This window comes from Aeromonas sp. R4-3 (genome assembly GCF_040908275.1).
Taxonomy (GTDB): domain Bacteria; phylum Pseudomonadota; class Gammaproteobacteria; order Enterobacterales; family Aeromonadaceae; genus Aeromonas; species Aeromonas rivipollensis.
The window spans coordinates 1-15,112 of sequence record NZ_JBFODK010000001.1 but is presented as its reverse complement, the minus strand read 5'-3'; the positions used below and the strand labels follow the sequence as shown (position 1 = coordinate 15,112).

13 protein-coding genes are annotated in these 15,112 nt (G+C 65.2%); 5 read left to right on the top strand and 8 right to left on the bottom strand.

Going from position 1 to position 15,112, the window contains the following annotated elements:
• Nucleotides 1-384: 384 nt before the first annotated feature.
• The 8 genes from AB5Y91_RS00065 to AB5Y91_RS00030 form a co-directional block, all read right to left on the bottom strand.
• The gene (locus tag AB5Y91_RS00065; protein ID WP_106886512.1) at nt 385-1,014 is read right to left on the bottom strand and encodes a CoA transferase subunit B; all 630 of its coding nucleotides are present in this window, start codon (nt 1,012-1,014) and stop codon (nt 385-387) included.
• A 94-nt stretch (nt 1,015-1,108) separates the two neighbouring features.
• A complete protein-coding gene (locus tag AB5Y91_RS00060; protein WP_139744639.1) occupies nt 1,109-1,810 on the bottom strand; it encodes a CoA transferase subunit A in 702 nt (233 codons plus the stop codon).
• 89 nt (nt 1,811-1,899) lie between these two features.
• On the bottom strand, nt 1,900-2,919 hold the full coding sequence (locus AB5Y91_RS00055; protein WP_163148653.1) for a YeiH family protein: 1,020 nt from the start codon (nt 2,917-2,919) through the stop codon (nt 1,900-1,902).
• Nucleotides 2,907-3,890 (bottom strand): DsbA family protein, encoded by a 984-nt coding sequence (locus AB5Y91_RS00050; protein WP_368168792.1) that lies wholly within the window; start codon nt 3,888-3,890, stop codon nt 2,907-2,909. Before AB5Y91_RS00050 ends, AB5Y91_RS00055 begins: the two co-directional genes overlap by 13 nt.
• On the bottom strand, nt 3,887-5,209 hold the full coding sequence (locus tag AB5Y91_RS00045; protein ID WP_368168791.1) for an MFS transporter: 1,323 nt from the start codon (nt 5,207-5,209) through the stop codon (nt 3,887-3,889). Before AB5Y91_RS00045 ends, AB5Y91_RS00050 begins: the two co-directional genes overlap by 4 nt.
• Nucleotides 5,210-5,399: 190 nt before the next feature.
• Nucleotides 5,400-6,452 carry a 3-keto-5-aminohexanoate cleavage protein gene (locus tag AB5Y91_RS00040; protein WP_106886508.1) on the bottom strand — a complete coding sequence of 351 codons (1,053 nt, stop codon included), beginning with the start codon at nt 6,450-6,452 and terminating at the stop codon, nt 5,400-5,402.
• A gap of 81 nt (nt 6,453-6,533) precedes the next feature.
• The gene (locus tag AB5Y91_RS00035) at nt 6,534-7,382 is read right to left on the bottom strand and encodes a TauD/TfdA family dioxygenase (RefSeq protein ID WP_168235315.1); all 849 of its coding nucleotides are present in this window, start codon (nt 7,380-7,382) and stop codon (nt 6,534-6,536) included.
• A gap of 73 nt (nt 7,383-7,455) precedes the next feature.
• Complete coding sequence (locus AB5Y91_RS00030; RefSeq protein ID WP_368168790.1) at nt 7,456-8,436, bottom strand: quinone oxidoreductase; 981 nt, start codon at nt 8,434-8,436, stop codon at nt 7,456-7,458.
• A 368-nt stretch (nt 8,437-8,804) separates the two neighbouring features.
• Between AB5Y91_RS00030 and prpB the strand changes: the two genes are divergently transcribed.
• The 5 genes from prpB (at nt 8,805) to prpF (ending at nt 15,066) form a co-directional block, all read left to right on the top strand.
• A complete protein-coding gene (prpB, locus tag AB5Y91_RS00025) occupies nt 8,805-9,704 on the top strand; it encodes a methylisocitrate lyase (protein WP_111911518.1) in 900 nt (299 codons plus the stop codon).
• A gap of 64 nt (nt 9,705-9,768) precedes the next feature.
• Nucleotides 9,769-10,929, top strand: a complete 1,161-nt coding sequence (prpC, locus tag AB5Y91_RS00020) for a 2-methylcitrate synthase (protein WP_106886504.1) — start codon at nt 9,769-9,771, stop codon at nt 10,927-10,929.
• Nucleotides 10,929-11,081, top strand: a complete 153-nt coding sequence (locus AB5Y91_RS00015) for a hypothetical protein (RefSeq protein ID WP_368168789.1) — start codon at nt 10,929-10,931, stop codon at nt 11,079-11,081. Before prpC ends, AB5Y91_RS00015 begins: the two co-directional genes overlap by 1 nt.
• Entirely contained in the window at nt 11,081-13,711 is a 2,631-nt protein-coding gene (gene acnD, locus AB5Y91_RS00010; RefSeq protein WP_368168788.1) for a Fe/S-dependent 2-methylisocitrate dehydratase AcnD, read from the top strand. Before AB5Y91_RS00015 ends, acnD begins: the two co-directional genes overlap by 1 nt.
• A gap of 152 nt (nt 13,712-13,863) precedes the next feature.
• The gene (gene prpF / locus AB5Y91_RS00005) at nt 13,864-15,066 is read left to right on the top strand and encodes a 2-methylaconitate cis-trans isomerase PrpF (RefSeq protein ID WP_368168787.1); all 1,203 of its coding nucleotides are present in this window, start codon (nt 13,864-13,866) and stop codon (nt 15,064-15,066) included.
• The last annotated feature ends 46 nt before the right edge of the window (nt 15,067-15,112 follow it).

Below are 15,112 nucleotides of genomic sequence, written 5' to 3'. Positions count from 1 at the left end.
GTTTCGCCGGATTTGGCAAGCTGGCCATTGGCCGATTGCCTCCCCCGTGCTTCGCTTGTCCGAGTGCGCTCTGTGTTCTTAGTGCCGACTGTAAGGCCTAGCTCCAGGGGCGCGCTTGCCATTGAACGTCAGTCACTTTTCATTTGGTGACAGCGGCTGAATCCCGCGGCTGGCGCGGGATTCGCTCGTCGACGACCGGCCCCATACAGCCCTTGTTCAGCTGAGAACCGTGATCCGGGCGACAGAAAAGCCGCGAAGGGAACAGGAGATGGGGACAAGCGGGAGCCGACGGGTCAGTGCAGGATAGCCAAGGGGCAAGAGACGTAGATGGCGAGAAACAATAGCGGGGAGTGCGCGAGCGCCCTCCCCGTGGATGGCTAAGCGTCAGCGCGCTATGGCGCAGCCGGTGGCGGCTTGCAGCGCCTCGAACTCGATGCCGGGGGCCAGCTCCACCAGACGAAGGCCCCCGGGGGTCACGTCCAGCACGGCGAGATCGCTGATGATGCGATCCACCACGCCGACCCCGGTCAGCGGCAGGGAGCACCACTCCAGTATCTTGTGCTCGCCCCCCTTGGCGCAGTGCTCCATCAGCACCACCACCCGCTTGACCCCGGCCACCAGATCCATGGCCCCCCCCATGCCCTTGACCATCTTGCCCGGGATCATCCAGTTCGCGAGATCGCCACGCTCGGAGACCTGCATGGCCCCGAGCAGGGCCAGGTTGATGTGACCGCCGCGGATCATGGCAAAACTCTCGGCGCTGTCGAAGAAGCTGCTGCCGGGCAGTGTGGTGATGGTCTGCTTGCCGGCGTTGATGAGATCCGGATCCAGCTCGGCCTCGCTCGGGAAGGGGCCTATGCCGAGCAGGCCGTTCTCGCTCTGCAGCCACACCTCCATGCCGTCCGGGATATAGTTGGCCACTAGGGTCGGCAGGCCGATCCCCAGGTTGACGTAGAAGCCGTCTTGCAGCTCCTGTGCGGCGCGCTGCGCCATCTCTTCACGGGTCCAGGCCATGATTTAGTTCCTCGCTGCGCACGGTTGGAAAAAGAAAGCCAATAGAAGCTCCTGGGGGATGTACTGCACCAACTCTTCACGGGTCCAGAGCATGTCAGTTTTTCTCCATGACGGTGCGCACTTCGATGCGTTTCTCGGGGTCGGGGTTCAAGACCAGCCGCTGCACATAGATGCCGGGCAGGTGGATCTCGTCCGGGGCCAGCTCCCCCACCTCGACTATCTCCTCCACCTCGGCAACGCAGACCCGTCCCGCCTTGGCACAGAGCGGGTTGAAGTTACGCGCCGTCTTGTTGAACATCAGGTTGCCCGCCTTGTCGGCCTTGGCGCCCTTGATCAGCGCGATGTCGGCGGTCAGGGCATGCTCCATCACATACCACTCGCCATCGAACTGGCGGGTCTCCTTGCCCTCGGCGATAAGCGTCCCGTAACCGGTGCGGGTGAAGAAGGCCGGGATGCCGGCGCCGCCAGCCCTCAGCTTCTCGGCGAGCGTCCCCTGGGGGGTGAACTCAAGCTCAAGTTCCCCCGCGAGATACTGGCGCTCGAACTCCTTGTTGCCCCCCACGTAGGAGGAGATCATCTTCTTTATCTGGCGGCTGTGGAGCAGCGGTCCCAACCCGAAGTCATCCACCCCGCAGTTGTTGCTGATGATGGTGAAGCCGCCCTTGCCGCTCCCCTTCAGCGCCTCGATGAGCCGCTCCGGGATGCCGCATAGGCCGAAGCCCCCCGAGGCTATGGTGATGTCGTCCTGCACCAGGCCGCTCAGGGCGGCCTGGGCGCTGGGATAAACCTTGTTCATAACTACCTCTCTGCTCTCTGGCTAGTCCGTTGGCCACAGGGGCGCGTTCGTTTTATGGCTGTTTTTTTGATTCGGCATCCATGGCCTTCCTAAGGCTTGATGCCCCAATGCATCAGGGTCAGCACCAGGGCGACCAGGAAGGCGGTTTCCCCCACCATCAGCAGGATGGGCTTGATGCCGACCGCCGCCAGCTCCTTGAGCTGGGTCTTCATGCCGATGGCGGCGATGGCGATGACCAGGCACCAGCGTGACAGGCCGTTGACCCCCTCCTGCAACGGGACGGGCACCCAGCCTGTGCTGTTGATGCAGGCCAGCACCAGGAAGCCGACGGCAAACAGGGGCAGCAGGGGCGGACGCTTGCCAGAGGCGGGATCCGCCCCCTGCCTGCGGGTGATCATGGCGGCGACGACGATCACCGGCAGCAGCATGGCGACCCGCATCAGCTTGACCACGGTCGCCACGTCACCGGTCTCGGTGGACATGCTGTAGCCGGCACCCACCACCTGGGCGACGTCGTGAATGGTGGCGCCGAGGAAGACCCCCGCCTCCACCGGCGTCAGCTCGAAGAAGCGGGCGATCATGGGGTAGAGGATCATCGCCAGGGTGGAGAGCACAGAGACCCCGATCACCGTGAACAGGGTGGCGCGCTCCTTCTGGGGGTGATTGGGCAAGGAGGCGGCCAGGGCCAGGGCGGCGGAGGCGCCGCAGATGGCGGTCGCCCCCCCGGTCAGCATACCGAACAGCCGCTGGAATCCCATCAGCCTGGCCGCCACCACAGAGAGGCTGATGGTGACCACCACCAGGGTGACCACCAGCAGCACCGGCATCCAGCCCAGCTCGGCGATCTGGCCCAGGGTGATGCGCATGCCGAGCAGGGCGACCCCGATCCGCAGCACGCTGCGCGCGGTGAATTCGATGCCCGCCTTGCAGGTCCCCTCGGCGCTGAGGAAGTTCAGCCCCATGCCGAGCAGCAGGGCAAACAGCAGCACGGGGGCGCCGTAGTGTTCGGAGAGGAAGGTGGCGGCCGCCGCCACCGTGATGCTGACCGCCATGCCGGGGGCCAGGGTTCGCACTCGCTGATAGCGATCCGTCATGGTCAGGGTGAGCATGGGCTGACCTCCCGGGATGGGATGAGGATGGAGAGCCCCGCACCCTCCCGCTCGACCGGGTAGCGGCCGACCCTGAGCTGGGTCGAGTTCAGCAGCAGCCCCGTCGTCAGGTTGAAGCGCAGGCCGTGGGCCAGGCACTGGATCACCTCCCCCTCCAGCTTGCCGCCGCACAATGAGGCCCCCTGGTGAGGGCAACTGTCGTCGATGGCGTGGAAGCGGCCATCGACGTTGAACAGCACCAGGCTCTTGCCCTGGGCCTCGATGAGGATACGTTTGCCCGGTTCAGGCACCCGCTCGGCTGGCACCAAGATACGCGCAGCCGTCGCCCCGGCCGCCGCATCCAGCGCCTGGCGCAGGCTGGCCAGCAGCTTCGCCACCGGCTGGGCCCCGCTGAGAGTCAAGCCCTTCCCCATCACGAAGCTGGGCACCCCCTGCTGGGCCGCCCCGGGCAGATCGCAGTGGAAGGGAGTCCCGTCCCCCTGCAGGCAGCTCACCAGATCGGCGGACCCAAAGCCCGCCGCCTCGGCCAGCCCCAGCAAGGTAGCACCATCCCCCAGATCCCCGCCGTGCAGGAAGTGGCAGGCGAACAGCCACTCCAGCAACTCGTCCAGCTGCGCCGGCGATCCCAGCTGGCAGGCCCGTTGCCACAGGCGGTGGGCATCCGCCGTGTTCGGCATGCGGGGGATATTGCCAAAGTCCAGCGCAACGCCGACGCTGGCCGCCGCCTGCCGCACCTGGGCCTGACGCAGGCCCATGGCCTGTTCGCTGCCAAGGCGCCGCAGGTAGAAGTCGTGAAAATCCTCCCCCTGCACCGGCAGCGCGGGCAGCAGTTGCACCCCGCGCCAGCGTACATCGACCTGCACCTCGGGCCGCTCTGCCCGCAGTTGGGTCAGGGCCTGCGCCAGCTGGCGTTTGCCGATGAGGCACCAGGGGCAGATGAAATCGACATAGACCTCGATGCTGAGCCTCATGCCCTCACCTCCGAGCCCTGGGGACCAGTGACGACCTGGCGGGCGTCCCCTTCGACCCTGGCCACGTCCTTGTGGTAGTGGCGCTTGCCGTAGAAGAAGACGGCGGCGGCCGCGACGCTGATGAGGGGCACCAGCTGGAAGGCGTTGTCCAGGCCTATGTGGTCGGACACCTTGCCGGTGATGAAGGGGCCTGGGGCCAGCCCGAGCAGGTTGTTGGCAAGGGTAAGGGTGGCAAAGGCCGTGCCGTGCACGCTGGCGTGGGTGAGGTTGGCCACCATGGCACCGGCGGGACCCGAGGTACCGGTGGCGATGAACATCCCCAGACCTATCAGCAGCAGCTGGGGCAGCCCGGCCGGCAGGGCAAACGCCAGGGAGAGCAGCAGACAGCTCCCGAGGCAATAGGCGATGGCGAGGCTTATCTTGCGATCCGGCCGGTTGCGGCACAGCCGATCGCTCAGCATGCCGCAGAGGATCATGCCGGCGCCGCTGCACAGCACTATGATGGCGGCCATGAGCCCCGCCTTGTCCGTGTCCAGCCCGTAGTAGCGGTTGAAGTAGCTCGGCATCCAGACGATGACGGTGCCGCCGACGAACAGCTGCAGGCCGCTGCCCACATAGGCCGAGATCACCGAGCGGCTAGAGTAGAGGCTGCGCAGGGGATTGCGGCCCGCCTCCGTGCTCCCTCGTGCCGCCCGGCTGGTCTGGGAGATCCGCGCCTCCTTGACGATGAGGGGATAGATGGCCGCCAGCACCAGGCCGAACAGGGCCATGCCGGCGAAGGCCCAGCGCCAGCCGAGGAAGTGCGCCAGCACGCCCCCGGTGGCCATGCCGAGCACGGAGCCGAACATGCCGCCGGAGATGAAGGCGCCGGAGAGGGTGGCCCGCATCTCCCGCGGGAACACTGAGACCACCACGGCGATGCCGACGCTGCCGTAGGCCGCCTCCCCCACTCCCACCAGGAAGCGGGCGATGAACATCTGCTCATAGTCCTGGGCCAGGGCGCAGCCCAGGGTCGCCAGGCTCCAGAGCGCGGCCATCATGGCCAGGCTCTTGACCCGGCCGAAACGATCGGCGAGCAGGGAGAGCGGAAAGGTCAAGAGCCCGACCATGAGCGCCACTATGCCGCTGAGCAGGCCAAGCTGGGTGTCCGAGAGCGCCCACTCCCCCTTGAGCATGGGGAAGACGGCATTGAGCACCTGACGCGACATGTAATCGGAGATGAGCAGACCGAAGGTCAGCGCAAACACTATCCAGGCATAACGACGGGGCACGGCAACCTTGCCGGCCTCTGGGTCGTCATCGATATGATACGTAGCCATACAATCCCTCGCGCTACTGCAAATTGGGTTGGGTTTTTCGGTCAAAGGACCGGCGGCAGAGGCCCCCGGCCAGACAATATTGATTCATCACTCAGTTACCCTGCGTGCTGCATAGTGCAAGGCGCAAGGCCGTTTGGCAAACAGTGTTGGAGGGTCGCCGCCCCGCTATTTTTGCGGCGACCCATCTGGCTCAGGACCGTTGTGGCACCCCTTTCTGGCCCGGGGTCCGGTTCGGCGCCATGCCGTTGGCCAGCAGCGTCTCCTCCACGCTGTCGTACTGCACGCCGATGCGGTAGATGGCGCGGGCCTCCTTGCCGTTGGCTACCTCGCGGCCCAGCTCGTGAGCGACCCGCACGCACTGGCGGATCTGCTCCACCGAGCTCATGCGCTGGCCGTGCTGACCTATGATGGTGTCCTCTATGCCGCAGCGGGGGTGCAGCCCCATGGCCATGGCCATCATGTTGAAGGGCAGCACGTTTTTCAGCAGCGACTCGGCGGTGACGCAGGCACCGTCCGGCGCACGGTGGACGAAGTTCATGAAGTTGAACGGGTTGGGGCCGTCAAAGCCGCCGCCGATGCCGATCCAGGTGAGGTTGAGCGGGCCCATGTAGACACCCCGGCGCACCAGCCGCTCCAGGGTCTCGAGGGCGTGCATGCCGGTCAGCTGGAAGTGGGGCTGGATGCCATTCGCCATCAGCCGCTTCAGGTGCTCCGCCACCCAGGCCGGGCCGGCCGGCACCGTCATCTCGCTATAGGCCGCCTGGTAGGCGGGGTTCGCCAGCGAGGTGCCTGCCAGGTACTCGGGGTAGAGCAGCTCCATGATGTTCATCTGGGTGGTGTTGATGGCCACAGTGACCTGATCCGGCTTCGGGGTCAGCTCGGCCAGCATGTGACGGGTGTCATCGGAGAGCCACTTGGCCGCCTCGCCCTCCCCTTCCGGGGCGAAGGAGATGGAGCCCCCCACCTGGATGATCATGTCGGGCACCGCCTTGCGCACCCCGGCGATCAGCTCGTTGAACTTGGACAGCCGCTTGGAGCCGGTACCGTCCAGCTCGCGCACGTGCAGGTGCAGCACTGTGGCACCGGCATCAAAGCACTCCACCGCCTTCTGGACTTGCTCCTCCATGGTCACCGGAATGTCTTCCGGGAAGTCGCCGGGGGCCCACTCTGGGCCGTAGGGGGCCACTGTGATGACCACTTTTTCCATGTTTTCCGGGTGCAGGGAATCGTCAAAAAATTGCATCTGTTCATTCCTTAAATTGGCTGGCCTTCCATGAAGAGCCGGGCGTGGTGATCTCTCCCGGGCGCGGGGCCCGGGGTTTGATCAGAAGGGGGTATCTCCCATGATCCCGGCCCGCTCCATCTTGCGATGGCTGGGGGGGTAGTCCATGGCGGCATAGTGCTGGGTGCTGCGGTTGTCCCAGATGGCGATGCTGCCCGGCTGCCAGCGCCAGCGCACCTGATACTCGGGGATATAGGCCTGGCTTATCAGGTAGCGCAGCAGATCGCTGCCCCCCATGCTGTAGTCCTGGCCGACACGCACGTGGGCCGGGGTGTGGAAATTGGTGAGATGGGTGGCGAAGGCATTGACGAAGAGGATCTTCTCGTCGGTCTCCGGGTGGGTGCGCACCACGGGGTGCTCCGCATCCGGGAACTGGGCCTTCAAGGCCAACCGCTTCTCGATGGGCATGGCCGCCCCGAAGCTCGCCTCTATGCTGTGACGGGCACGCAGGCCGGCGATCTTCTCCTTGATCTCCCCCGGCAGCTGCTCGTAGGCCACCACCATGTTGGCCCAGAGGGTGTCGCCCCCCACGGGCGGACACTCCACGCAGCGCAGCACGCACCCCATGGGCGGTTGGGTGCGCCAGGTGGCGTCGGTGTGCCAGGCATTCTCGTAGCGATCGCTCGGCACCTCCGGGGACTTGTAGATGCGCACCAGGCCGGGATTCTCCGGGTCGCTGCCCGCCACCGGGTGATCCTCCAGCTCGCCGAAACGGCGGGCGAAGGCCACGTGATCGGCGCGGCTGATATCCTGCTTGCGCAAAAACAGCACCCTGTGCCTGAGCAAGAGGGTACGGATCTCGGCGAACAGCCCCTCATCGTGAACGGCGTCCGCCAGGTTGACACCGCTCAGTTCGGCGCCTATGTGGCAGGTCAGTTGTTCTACACGCATGTCTCTCTCCCTGAATGACAAGTCAGTGCTGCAGGCACCGCCCTCCAGTGCGGGCTGGCCTGGGATCCTTGGCCTAGATGATGAACACGGAGGAGCCCGTGGTCTGGCGCGACTCGAGATCGCGGTGAGCCTGCGCTGCGTCCTGCAGCGCGTAACGCTGGTTGATCTCTATCTTGATCCGCCCGCTGGCCACGTGATCGAACAGCTCGCCGGCCAGGGCCTCCTTCTCGGCGGGATCGGCGATGTAGTCGGCGAGCGCCGGACGGGTCAGGTAGAGGGAACCCTTCATGGCCAGCAGCTGCGGGTTGAAGCCTTCGATGGGACCGGAGGCGGTGCCGACGCAGACCATGAGGCCGCGACGCTTGAGGGAATCGAGCGAGCCCATGAAGGTGCTCTTGCCGACGCTGTCAAACACCACGTCGACCCCGGCGCCGCCGGTCAGGGCGCGCACCCGGGTGGCCACATCTTCGCGGCTGTAGTCGATGGTGAAGTCGCAGCCGTGGGCACGGGCCAGCTCGGCCTTGGCGTCGCTCGAAACGGTACCTATCACCGTCAGCCCCAGCAGTTTGGCCCACTGGGCGACGATGAGGCCGACGCCCCCCGCCGCCGCGTGCAGCAAGATGCTGTCACCGGGCTTGAAGTCATGGATGCGGCGCATCAGGTAGGTAGACGTCAGGCCCCGCATTGTCATGGCGGCGGCGGTCTCGCAGCTGATGCTGTCCGGCAGCCGGATGAGGGGGGCGGCCGGGATCAGGCGCTCGGTAGAATAAGCGCCTAGGGTGTTGATAAAGCCGGTGTAGGTGACGCGATCGCCCACCGCCACATTGCTGACCCCCTCGCCCACCGCCTCCACCACCCCGGCTGCCTCGACCCCGAGGCCATTGGGCATGGGGATGGGGTAGGTGCCATTGCGAAAATAGGTGTCGGCATAGTTGAGGCCGACCGCGGCATGGCGCAGGCGCACCTGGCCGGGACCGGGTTCGCCCACCGCCACCTCTTCGTAGCGCAGCACGTCCGGGCCCCCGGTTTCATAAAAGCGTATGGCGTTGGCCATCTCTGTTCTCCAATCCGTTCGTGAATGAAATGCATCGTCCGGATTGAATCTAGGGGGTTGGGTGAATGGCCGCTTTTCATCGGGCGACAGCCACTTTTCATCTCATGACACCCCCCTTCGAATTCGTTGCCCGCCCTCGGGGAAGACGACAGAATCGGCCCTGTTCCCCCATGACGGCGAGGCGACATGGCCGGGCAAGTGTTGGAGCCTGAAGGTATTTAATTGAATTACAGGGATTTATCCAGGAAGCAGCCGCCTGTGCCCGCTCAGTGACGGGCCTTGGACCTAAGCATAATTGACGTTAACGTAAACGTAGTGTGAGATGGTTCTATTCACAGCAAAACATGAGCAGCATGAAAGGAGTCACTATGTCTAACTTGTCCCCCTCGGCCGGGGCGCGTTTTCGCACCGCGCTGGCCAATGAGAAACCCCTGCAGATCGTCGGCACCATCAACGCCTACATGGCGCTGATGGCCGAACGCAGCGGCTTCAAGGCCCTCTATCTGTCCGGTGCCGGGGTGGCCAACGCCTCCTACGGCCTGCCGGATCTCGGCATGACCTCCATGAACGACGTGCTCATCGATGCCGAGCGCATCACCGCCGCCACCCAGGTGCCGTTGCTGGTGGACATCGACACCGGCTGGGGCGGCGCCTTCAACATAGCCCGCACCGTCCGTGCCTTCGAGCGCGGCGGGGTCGCTGCCGTTCACATGGAGGATCAGGTCGCCCAGAAACGTTGCGGCCACAGGCCCAACAAGGCGGTGGTGAGCATGGCCGAGATGGTGGATCGCATCAAGGCGGCGGTGGATGCCCGCCAGGACGAGAGCTTCGTCATCATGGCCCGCACCGACGCCCTGGCGGTGGAAGGGCTGGGCTCGGCCCTGGAGCGCGCCGCGGCCTACGCCGCCGCCGGGGCCGACATGATCTTCGCCGAGGCGGTCACCGAACTTCACCAGTACGACAGCTTCAAGCAGGCGGCTGGCGTCCCCATCCTCGCCAACATGACCGAATTCGGCAAGACGGAGCTGTTTGACAAGGAGGCCCTCGCTGCCCACGGCGTCGACATGGTGCTCTACCCCCTGAGCGCCGCCCGCGCAGCCAACCAGGCCGCCCTCAACGTCTATCAGCAGCTTCGCCGCGACGGCCACCAGCGTGCCGTGGTCGACACCATGCAGACCCGAGAGTCCCTCTACGACTTCCTCGGCTACCACCACTACGAGCAGACCCTGGACAGGCTGTTCACCAAGGACCTGTCTACCAAGGAATAACATGCCGACCGGCCGCCTCATGCTGGCAGCCGGCGCTTCAACGGACTGAATGAGGAAACCTGTGATGAGCGCACTTGTGGAAACCACCCCCGGCTTCAAGCCGAAGAAATCCGTCGCCCTCTCCGGCACCGCCGCCGGCAACACCGCCCTCTGTACTGTGGGCCTCTCCGGCAACGATCTGCACTACCGTGGCTATGACATCCTGGATGTGGCCACCAGCTGCGAATTCGAGGAGATAGCCCACCTGCTGGTGCACGGCAAGCTGCCCAATGCCGCAGAATTAGCCGGCTACAAGGCCAAGCTCAAGTCCCTGCGTGGCCTGCCCGCTGGGGTCAAGGTGGCACTGGAGCAACTGCCTCCCAGCGCCCATCCCATGGATGTGATGCGCACCGCCACCTCGGTGCTGGGGTGTCTGTCGCCTGAGAAGGAGGATCACAACCACCCGGGTGCTCGCGACATCGCCGACAAGCTGATGGCCTGCCTCGGCTCGGTGCTGCTCTACTGGTATCACTTCAGCCACAACGGCAAGCGCATTCATGTGGAGACCGACGACGACTCCATCGGCGGCCACTTCCTGCACCTGCTGCACGGTGAGAAGCCCCGCGACTCCTGGGTGCGCGCCATGCACACCTCCCTCATCCTCTACGCCGAGCACGAGTTCAATGCCTCCACCTTCACCGGCCGCGTCATCGCCGGCACCGGCTCCGACATGTTCTCCTGCATCACAGGTGCCATAGGTGCCCTGCGCGGGCCCAAGCACGGCGGTGCCAACGAGGTGGCCTTCGAGATCCAGAAGCGTTACGACAATCCGGACGAGGCCGAGGCCGACATCCGCGCCCGCATCGAGAAGAAGGAAGTGGTCATCGGCTTCGGCCACCCCGTCTACACCGTCTCGGATCCCCGCAACAAGGTGATTAAAGAGGTGGCTCGCGAGCTCAGCCTGGAGCAGCACAACACCAAGATGTTCGACATCGCCGAGCGCCTGGAGTCCACCATGTGGGAAGCCAAGAAGATGTTCCCCAACCTCGACTGGTTCAGCGCCGTCAGCTACCACATGATGGGGGTGCCCACCGCCATGTTCACCCCGCTGTTCGTGATCGCCCGCACCTCCGGCTGGTCGGCCCACGTCATCGAGCAGCGCATCGACGGCAAGATCATCCGCCCGAGCGCCAACTACGTGGGCCCGGAGGATCTGACCTTCGTGCCGCTCAAGGAGCGCAAGTGATGGCCAACGCACAATACCGCAAGCCCCTGCCCGGCACGGCACTGGACTACTTCGACGCCCGGGAGGCGCTGAACGCCATCGCCCCCGGCGCCTGGGACAGACTCTCCTACACAGCCCGCGTCCATGCCGAGCAGAATCAGGAGCGCAAGTGATGACCAACGCACAATACCGCAAGCCCCTGCCCGGTACGGCACTGGATTACTTCGACGCCCGGGAGGCGGTGAACGCCATCGCCCCCGGCGCCTGGGACAGACTCTCCTACACAGCCCGCGTCCACGCCGAGAACCTGGTTCGCAAGTGCGATCCGGCCATCCTCGGCGAGTGCCTCGGCCAGATCGCCTTGAATAAGCGCGATCGCGACTTCCCCTGGTTCCCGGCCCGGGTGGTGTGCCACGACATCCTGGGCCAGACCGCCCTGGTGGACTTGGCCGGTCTGCGCGATGCCATCGCCGATCAGGGCGGCGACCCCGCCCAGGTCAACCCTGTGGTGCCGGTGCAGCTCATCGTCGATCACTCGCTCGCCGTGGAGTGCGGCGGCTTCGACCCGGATGCCTTTGCCAAGAACCGCGCCATCGAGGATCGCCGCAACGAGGATCGCTTCCACTTCATCAACTGGACCAAGCAGGCGTTCAAGAACATAGAGGTGATCCAGCCGGGCAACGGCATCATGCACCAGATCAACCTGGAGAAGATGTCCCCTGTCATTCACAGCGACAGGGGCCTCGCCTACCCGGACACCTGTGTCGGCACCGACAGCCACACCCCCCACGTGGACGCCCTCGGGGTGATAGCGGTGGGGGTGGGCGGGCTGGAGGCGGAGAACGTGATGCTGGGGCGCGCCTCCTGGATGCGCCTGCCTTCGATCGTCGGCGTCGAGCTGAGCGGCAAGCCGCAAGCTGGCATTACCGCCACGGATCTGGTGCTGTCCCTGACCGAGTTCCTGCGTCAGCAGAAAGTGGTCGGCGCCTACCTGGAGTTCCGTGGTGAGGGCGCCGCCGCCCTCACCCTGGGCGATCGCGCCACCATCTCCAACATGGCGCCTGAGTACGGCGCCACCGCGGCCATGTTCTTCATCGACCAGCAGACCATCGACTACCTGCGTCTCACCGGCCGTGATAGTGAGCAGGTCAAGCTGGTGGAGACCTATGCCAAGGAGGCGGGCCTCTGGGCCGACTGCCTGGCGAGTGCCCAGTACGAGCGCGTGCTGCACTTTGATTTATCGACCGTGGTGCGCACCCTGGCGGGCCCCTCCAACCCCCACCGCCGCCTGCCGGTGGCCGATCTCGCCGCGCGCGGCATAGCGGTGGATCTGGACAAGGCCCGCGCCCAGGAGGCCGACGGCCTGCTGCCGGATGGGGCCGTGATCATCGCCGCCATCACCAGTTGCACCAACACCAGCAACCCGCGCAACGTGATTGCGGCAGGGCTCTTGGCGCGCAACGCCAACCAGCTCGGCCTGACCCGCAAACCCTGGGTCAAGTCGTCCCTGGCACCGGGCTCCAAGACGGTGGCCTTGTACCTGAAAGAGGCGGGACTGGACAGCGAGCTGGAGCGGCTCGGCTTTGGCATAGTGGCCTTCGCCTGCACCACCTGCAACGGCATGTCAGGCGCACTGGATCCCGCCATCCAGCAGGAGATCATCGATCGTGATCTCTATGCCACCGCCGTGCTGTCGGGTAACCGCAACTTCGACGGTCGCATCCACCCCTACGCCAAGCAGGCCTTCCTCGCCTCGCCGCCGCTGGTGGTGGCCTACGCCATCGCGGGCACCATCCGCTTCGACATAGAGAAGGATGTGCTGGGAGTGGTGAACGGTAAGGAAATTCGCCTGAAAGACATCTGGCCGTCGGATGACGAGATTGATGCCGTGGTCAAGGCCTCGGTGAAGCCGGAGCAGTTCCGTCAGGTCTATATCCCCATGTTCACCATAGAGGAAGACCATGGCCCCAAAGTGGCGCCTTTGTACGACTGGCGTCCCATGAGCACCTATATCCGTCGCCCGCCTTATTGGGATAAAGAGGGGGAAGGGGCGCTGGCGGGGGAACGAACCCTCAAGGGCATGAGGCCGCTGGCGCTGTTGCCGGACAACATCACCACGGATCACCTCTCCCCCTCCAATGCCATCATGCGCAGCAGCGCGGCCGGTGAATACCTGCACAAGATGGGGCTGCCGGAGGAGGACTTCAACTCCTACGCCACCCACCGCGGCGATCACCTGACCGCCCAGCGCGCCACCTTCGCCAACCCTCAGCTGGTAAACGAGATGGCGGTGGTAAACGGCGCAGTGAAGAAGGGCTCCCTCGCCCGGGTCGAGCCGGAGGGCCGGGTCATGCGGATGTGGGAAGCCATCGAAACCTACATGGCCCGCAAGCAGCCGCTGATCATAGTGGCGGGCGCCGACTACGGCCAGGGCTCGTCCCGTGACTGGGCGGCCAAGGGCGTTCGACTGGCAGGGGTGGAGGTGATAGCGGCGGAAGGCTTCGAGCGTATTCACCGCACCAACCTGATCGGCATGGGAGTGCTGCCGCTGGAGTTCAAACCGGGCACCAGCCGTTTGACCCTGGGGCTGGACGGCACCGAGACCTATGACGTCAAGGGTGCGCGCACCCCGCGCACCGATCTCGTGCTGGTCATTCACAGACGCAACGGCGAGACGCTCGAGGTGCCCATGACCTGCCGTCTCGACACCGCCGAGGAGGTCTCGGTCTATGAGGCCGGCGGCGTGCTGCAGCGCTTCGCCCAGGACTTCCTGGAAGCGACCACCCACAAGGCCGCCAGCTGATATATGGTATTCCTCCCCTTCACCGGGAGAGGCATGATGTGCTCCCTCTCCCTTTGGGAGAGGGTTGGGGTGAGGGGATCTCCCCTCATCCGCCCTTAGGGCACCTTCTCCCCGAGGAAGAAGGAACCGTCACTCTTTTCAGGACAAGATTCATGGCCCCACTCTCTTCGACTCACACACCTCAAGTCAGGATCCCGGCCACCTATATGCGCGGCGGCACCAGCAAGGGCGTCTTCTTTCGCTTAGGCGATCTGCCAGAACACTGCCAGGTGCCGGGCCCGGCTCGTGATGCGCTCTTCATGCGCGTCATCGGCAGCCCTGATCCCTACTCTGCCCACATGGACGGCATGGGGGGTGCCACCTCCTCCACCTCCAAGTGCGTGATCCTCTCCAAAAGCCAGCAGCCCGATCACGACGTGGACTACCTCTACGGCCAGGTTGCCATCGACAAGCCGTTCGTCGACTGGAGTGGCAACTGCGGCAACCTCTCCACCGCCGCCGGCGCCTTCGCCATCCATGCGGGGCTGGTGGATCCGGCTCGCATTCCCCACGACGGCACCTGCGTGGTGCGGATCTGGCAGGCCAACATCCACAAGACCATCATCGCCCATGTGCCGATCAGCAACGGTCAGGTGCAGGAGACCGGTGACTTCAAGCTGGACGGGGTCAACTTCCCCGCCGCCGAGGTGGTGCTGGAGTTTCTCGACCCGTCCGACGATGGGGAGGAGGGCGGCGCCCTCTTCCCCACCGGCAACCTCATCGACGATCTCGAGGTGCCCGGCCTTGGCAACATCAAGGCCACCCTGATCAGCGCCGGCATCCCCACAGTGTTCGTCGAGGCCGAAGAGATCGGTTATCAGGGCACCGAGCTGCGCGAGGCGATCAACACAGACCCCGAGGCGCTGGCGCGCTTCGAGCAGATCCGCATCGCCGGCGCCCTGCGCATGGGGCTCATCAAGACGCCGGAGGAGGCGGCCACCCGCCAGCACACCCCCAAGATCGCCTTCGTCGCGCCGGCCAGGGAGTACCGCACCTCCAGCGGCAAACAGGTGCAGGCGAACGAGATCGATCTGCTGGTGCGGGCCCTCTCCATGGGCAAGCTGCACCACGCCATGATGGGGACCTGCGCCGTGGCCATAGGCACAGCGGCGGCCATCCCCGGCACCCTGGTGAACCTGGCCGCCGGTGGCGGCGAGCGCGAGGCGGTGCGCTTCGGCCATCCGTCCGGCACCCTGCGGGTGGGGGCAGAGGCGCGGCAGGTGAATGGCGAGTGGACGGTCACCAAGGCGGTCATGTCCCGCTCCGCCCGCATCCTGATGGAGGGCTGGGTGCGGGTGCCTGGGGATGCCTTTTAACCAGCAGCAAGCCTGCACATCACCAAAATGAGAAGGCCCGGGCAAT

Bases quoted from the DNA above. Each gene is read 5' to 3' on its own strand.
- AB5Y91_RS00065 (WP_106886512.1), bottom strand. From the start codon at position 1,014: ATGGCCTGGACCCGTGAAGAGATGGCGCAGCGCGCCGCACAGGAGCTG.
- AB5Y91_RS00060 (WP_139744639.1), bottom strand. From the start codon at position 1,810: ATGAACAAGGTTTATCCCAGCGCCCAGGCCGCCCTGAGCGGCCTGGTG.
- AB5Y91_RS00055 (WP_163148653.1), bottom strand. From the start codon at position 2,919: ATGCTCACCCTGACCATGACGGATCGCTATCAGCGAGTGCGAACCCTG.
- AB5Y91_RS00050 (WP_368168792.1), bottom strand. From the start codon at position 3,890: ATGAGGCTCAGCATCGAGGTCTATGTCGATTTCATCTGCCCCTGGTGC.
- AB5Y91_RS00045 (WP_368168791.1), bottom strand. From the start codon at position 5,209: ATGGCTACGTATCATATCGATGACGACCCAGAGGCCGGCAAGGTTGCC.
- AB5Y91_RS00040 (WP_106886508.1), bottom strand. From the start codon at position 6,452: ATGCAATTTTTTGACGATTCCCTGCACCCGGAAAACATGGAAAAAGTG.
- AB5Y91_RS00035 (WP_168235315.1), bottom strand. From the start codon at position 7,382: ATGCGTGTAGAACAACTGACCTGCCACATAGGCGCCGAACTGAGCGGT.
- AB5Y91_RS00030 (WP_368168790.1), bottom strand. From the start codon at position 8,436: ATGGCCAACGCCATACGCTTTTATGAAACCGGGGGCCCGGACGTGCTG.
- prpB (WP_111911518.1), top strand. From the start codon at position 8,805: ATGTCTAACTTGTCCCCCTCGGCCGGGGCGCGTTTTCGCACCGCGCTG.
- prpC (WP_106886504.1), top strand. From the start codon at position 9,769: ATGAGCGCACTTGTGGAAACCACCCCCGGCTTCAAGCCGAAGAAATCC.
- AB5Y91_RS00015 (WP_368168789.1), top strand. From the start codon at position 10,929: ATGGCCAACGCACAATACCGCAAGCCCCTGCCCGGCACGGCACTGGAC.
- acnD (WP_368168788.1), top strand. From the start codon at position 11,081: ATGACCAACGCACAATACCGCAAGCCCCTGCCCGGTACGGCACTGGAT.
- prpF (WP_368168787.1), top strand. From the start codon at position 13,864: ATGGCCCCACTCTCTTCGACTCACACACCTCAAGTCAGGATCCCGGCC.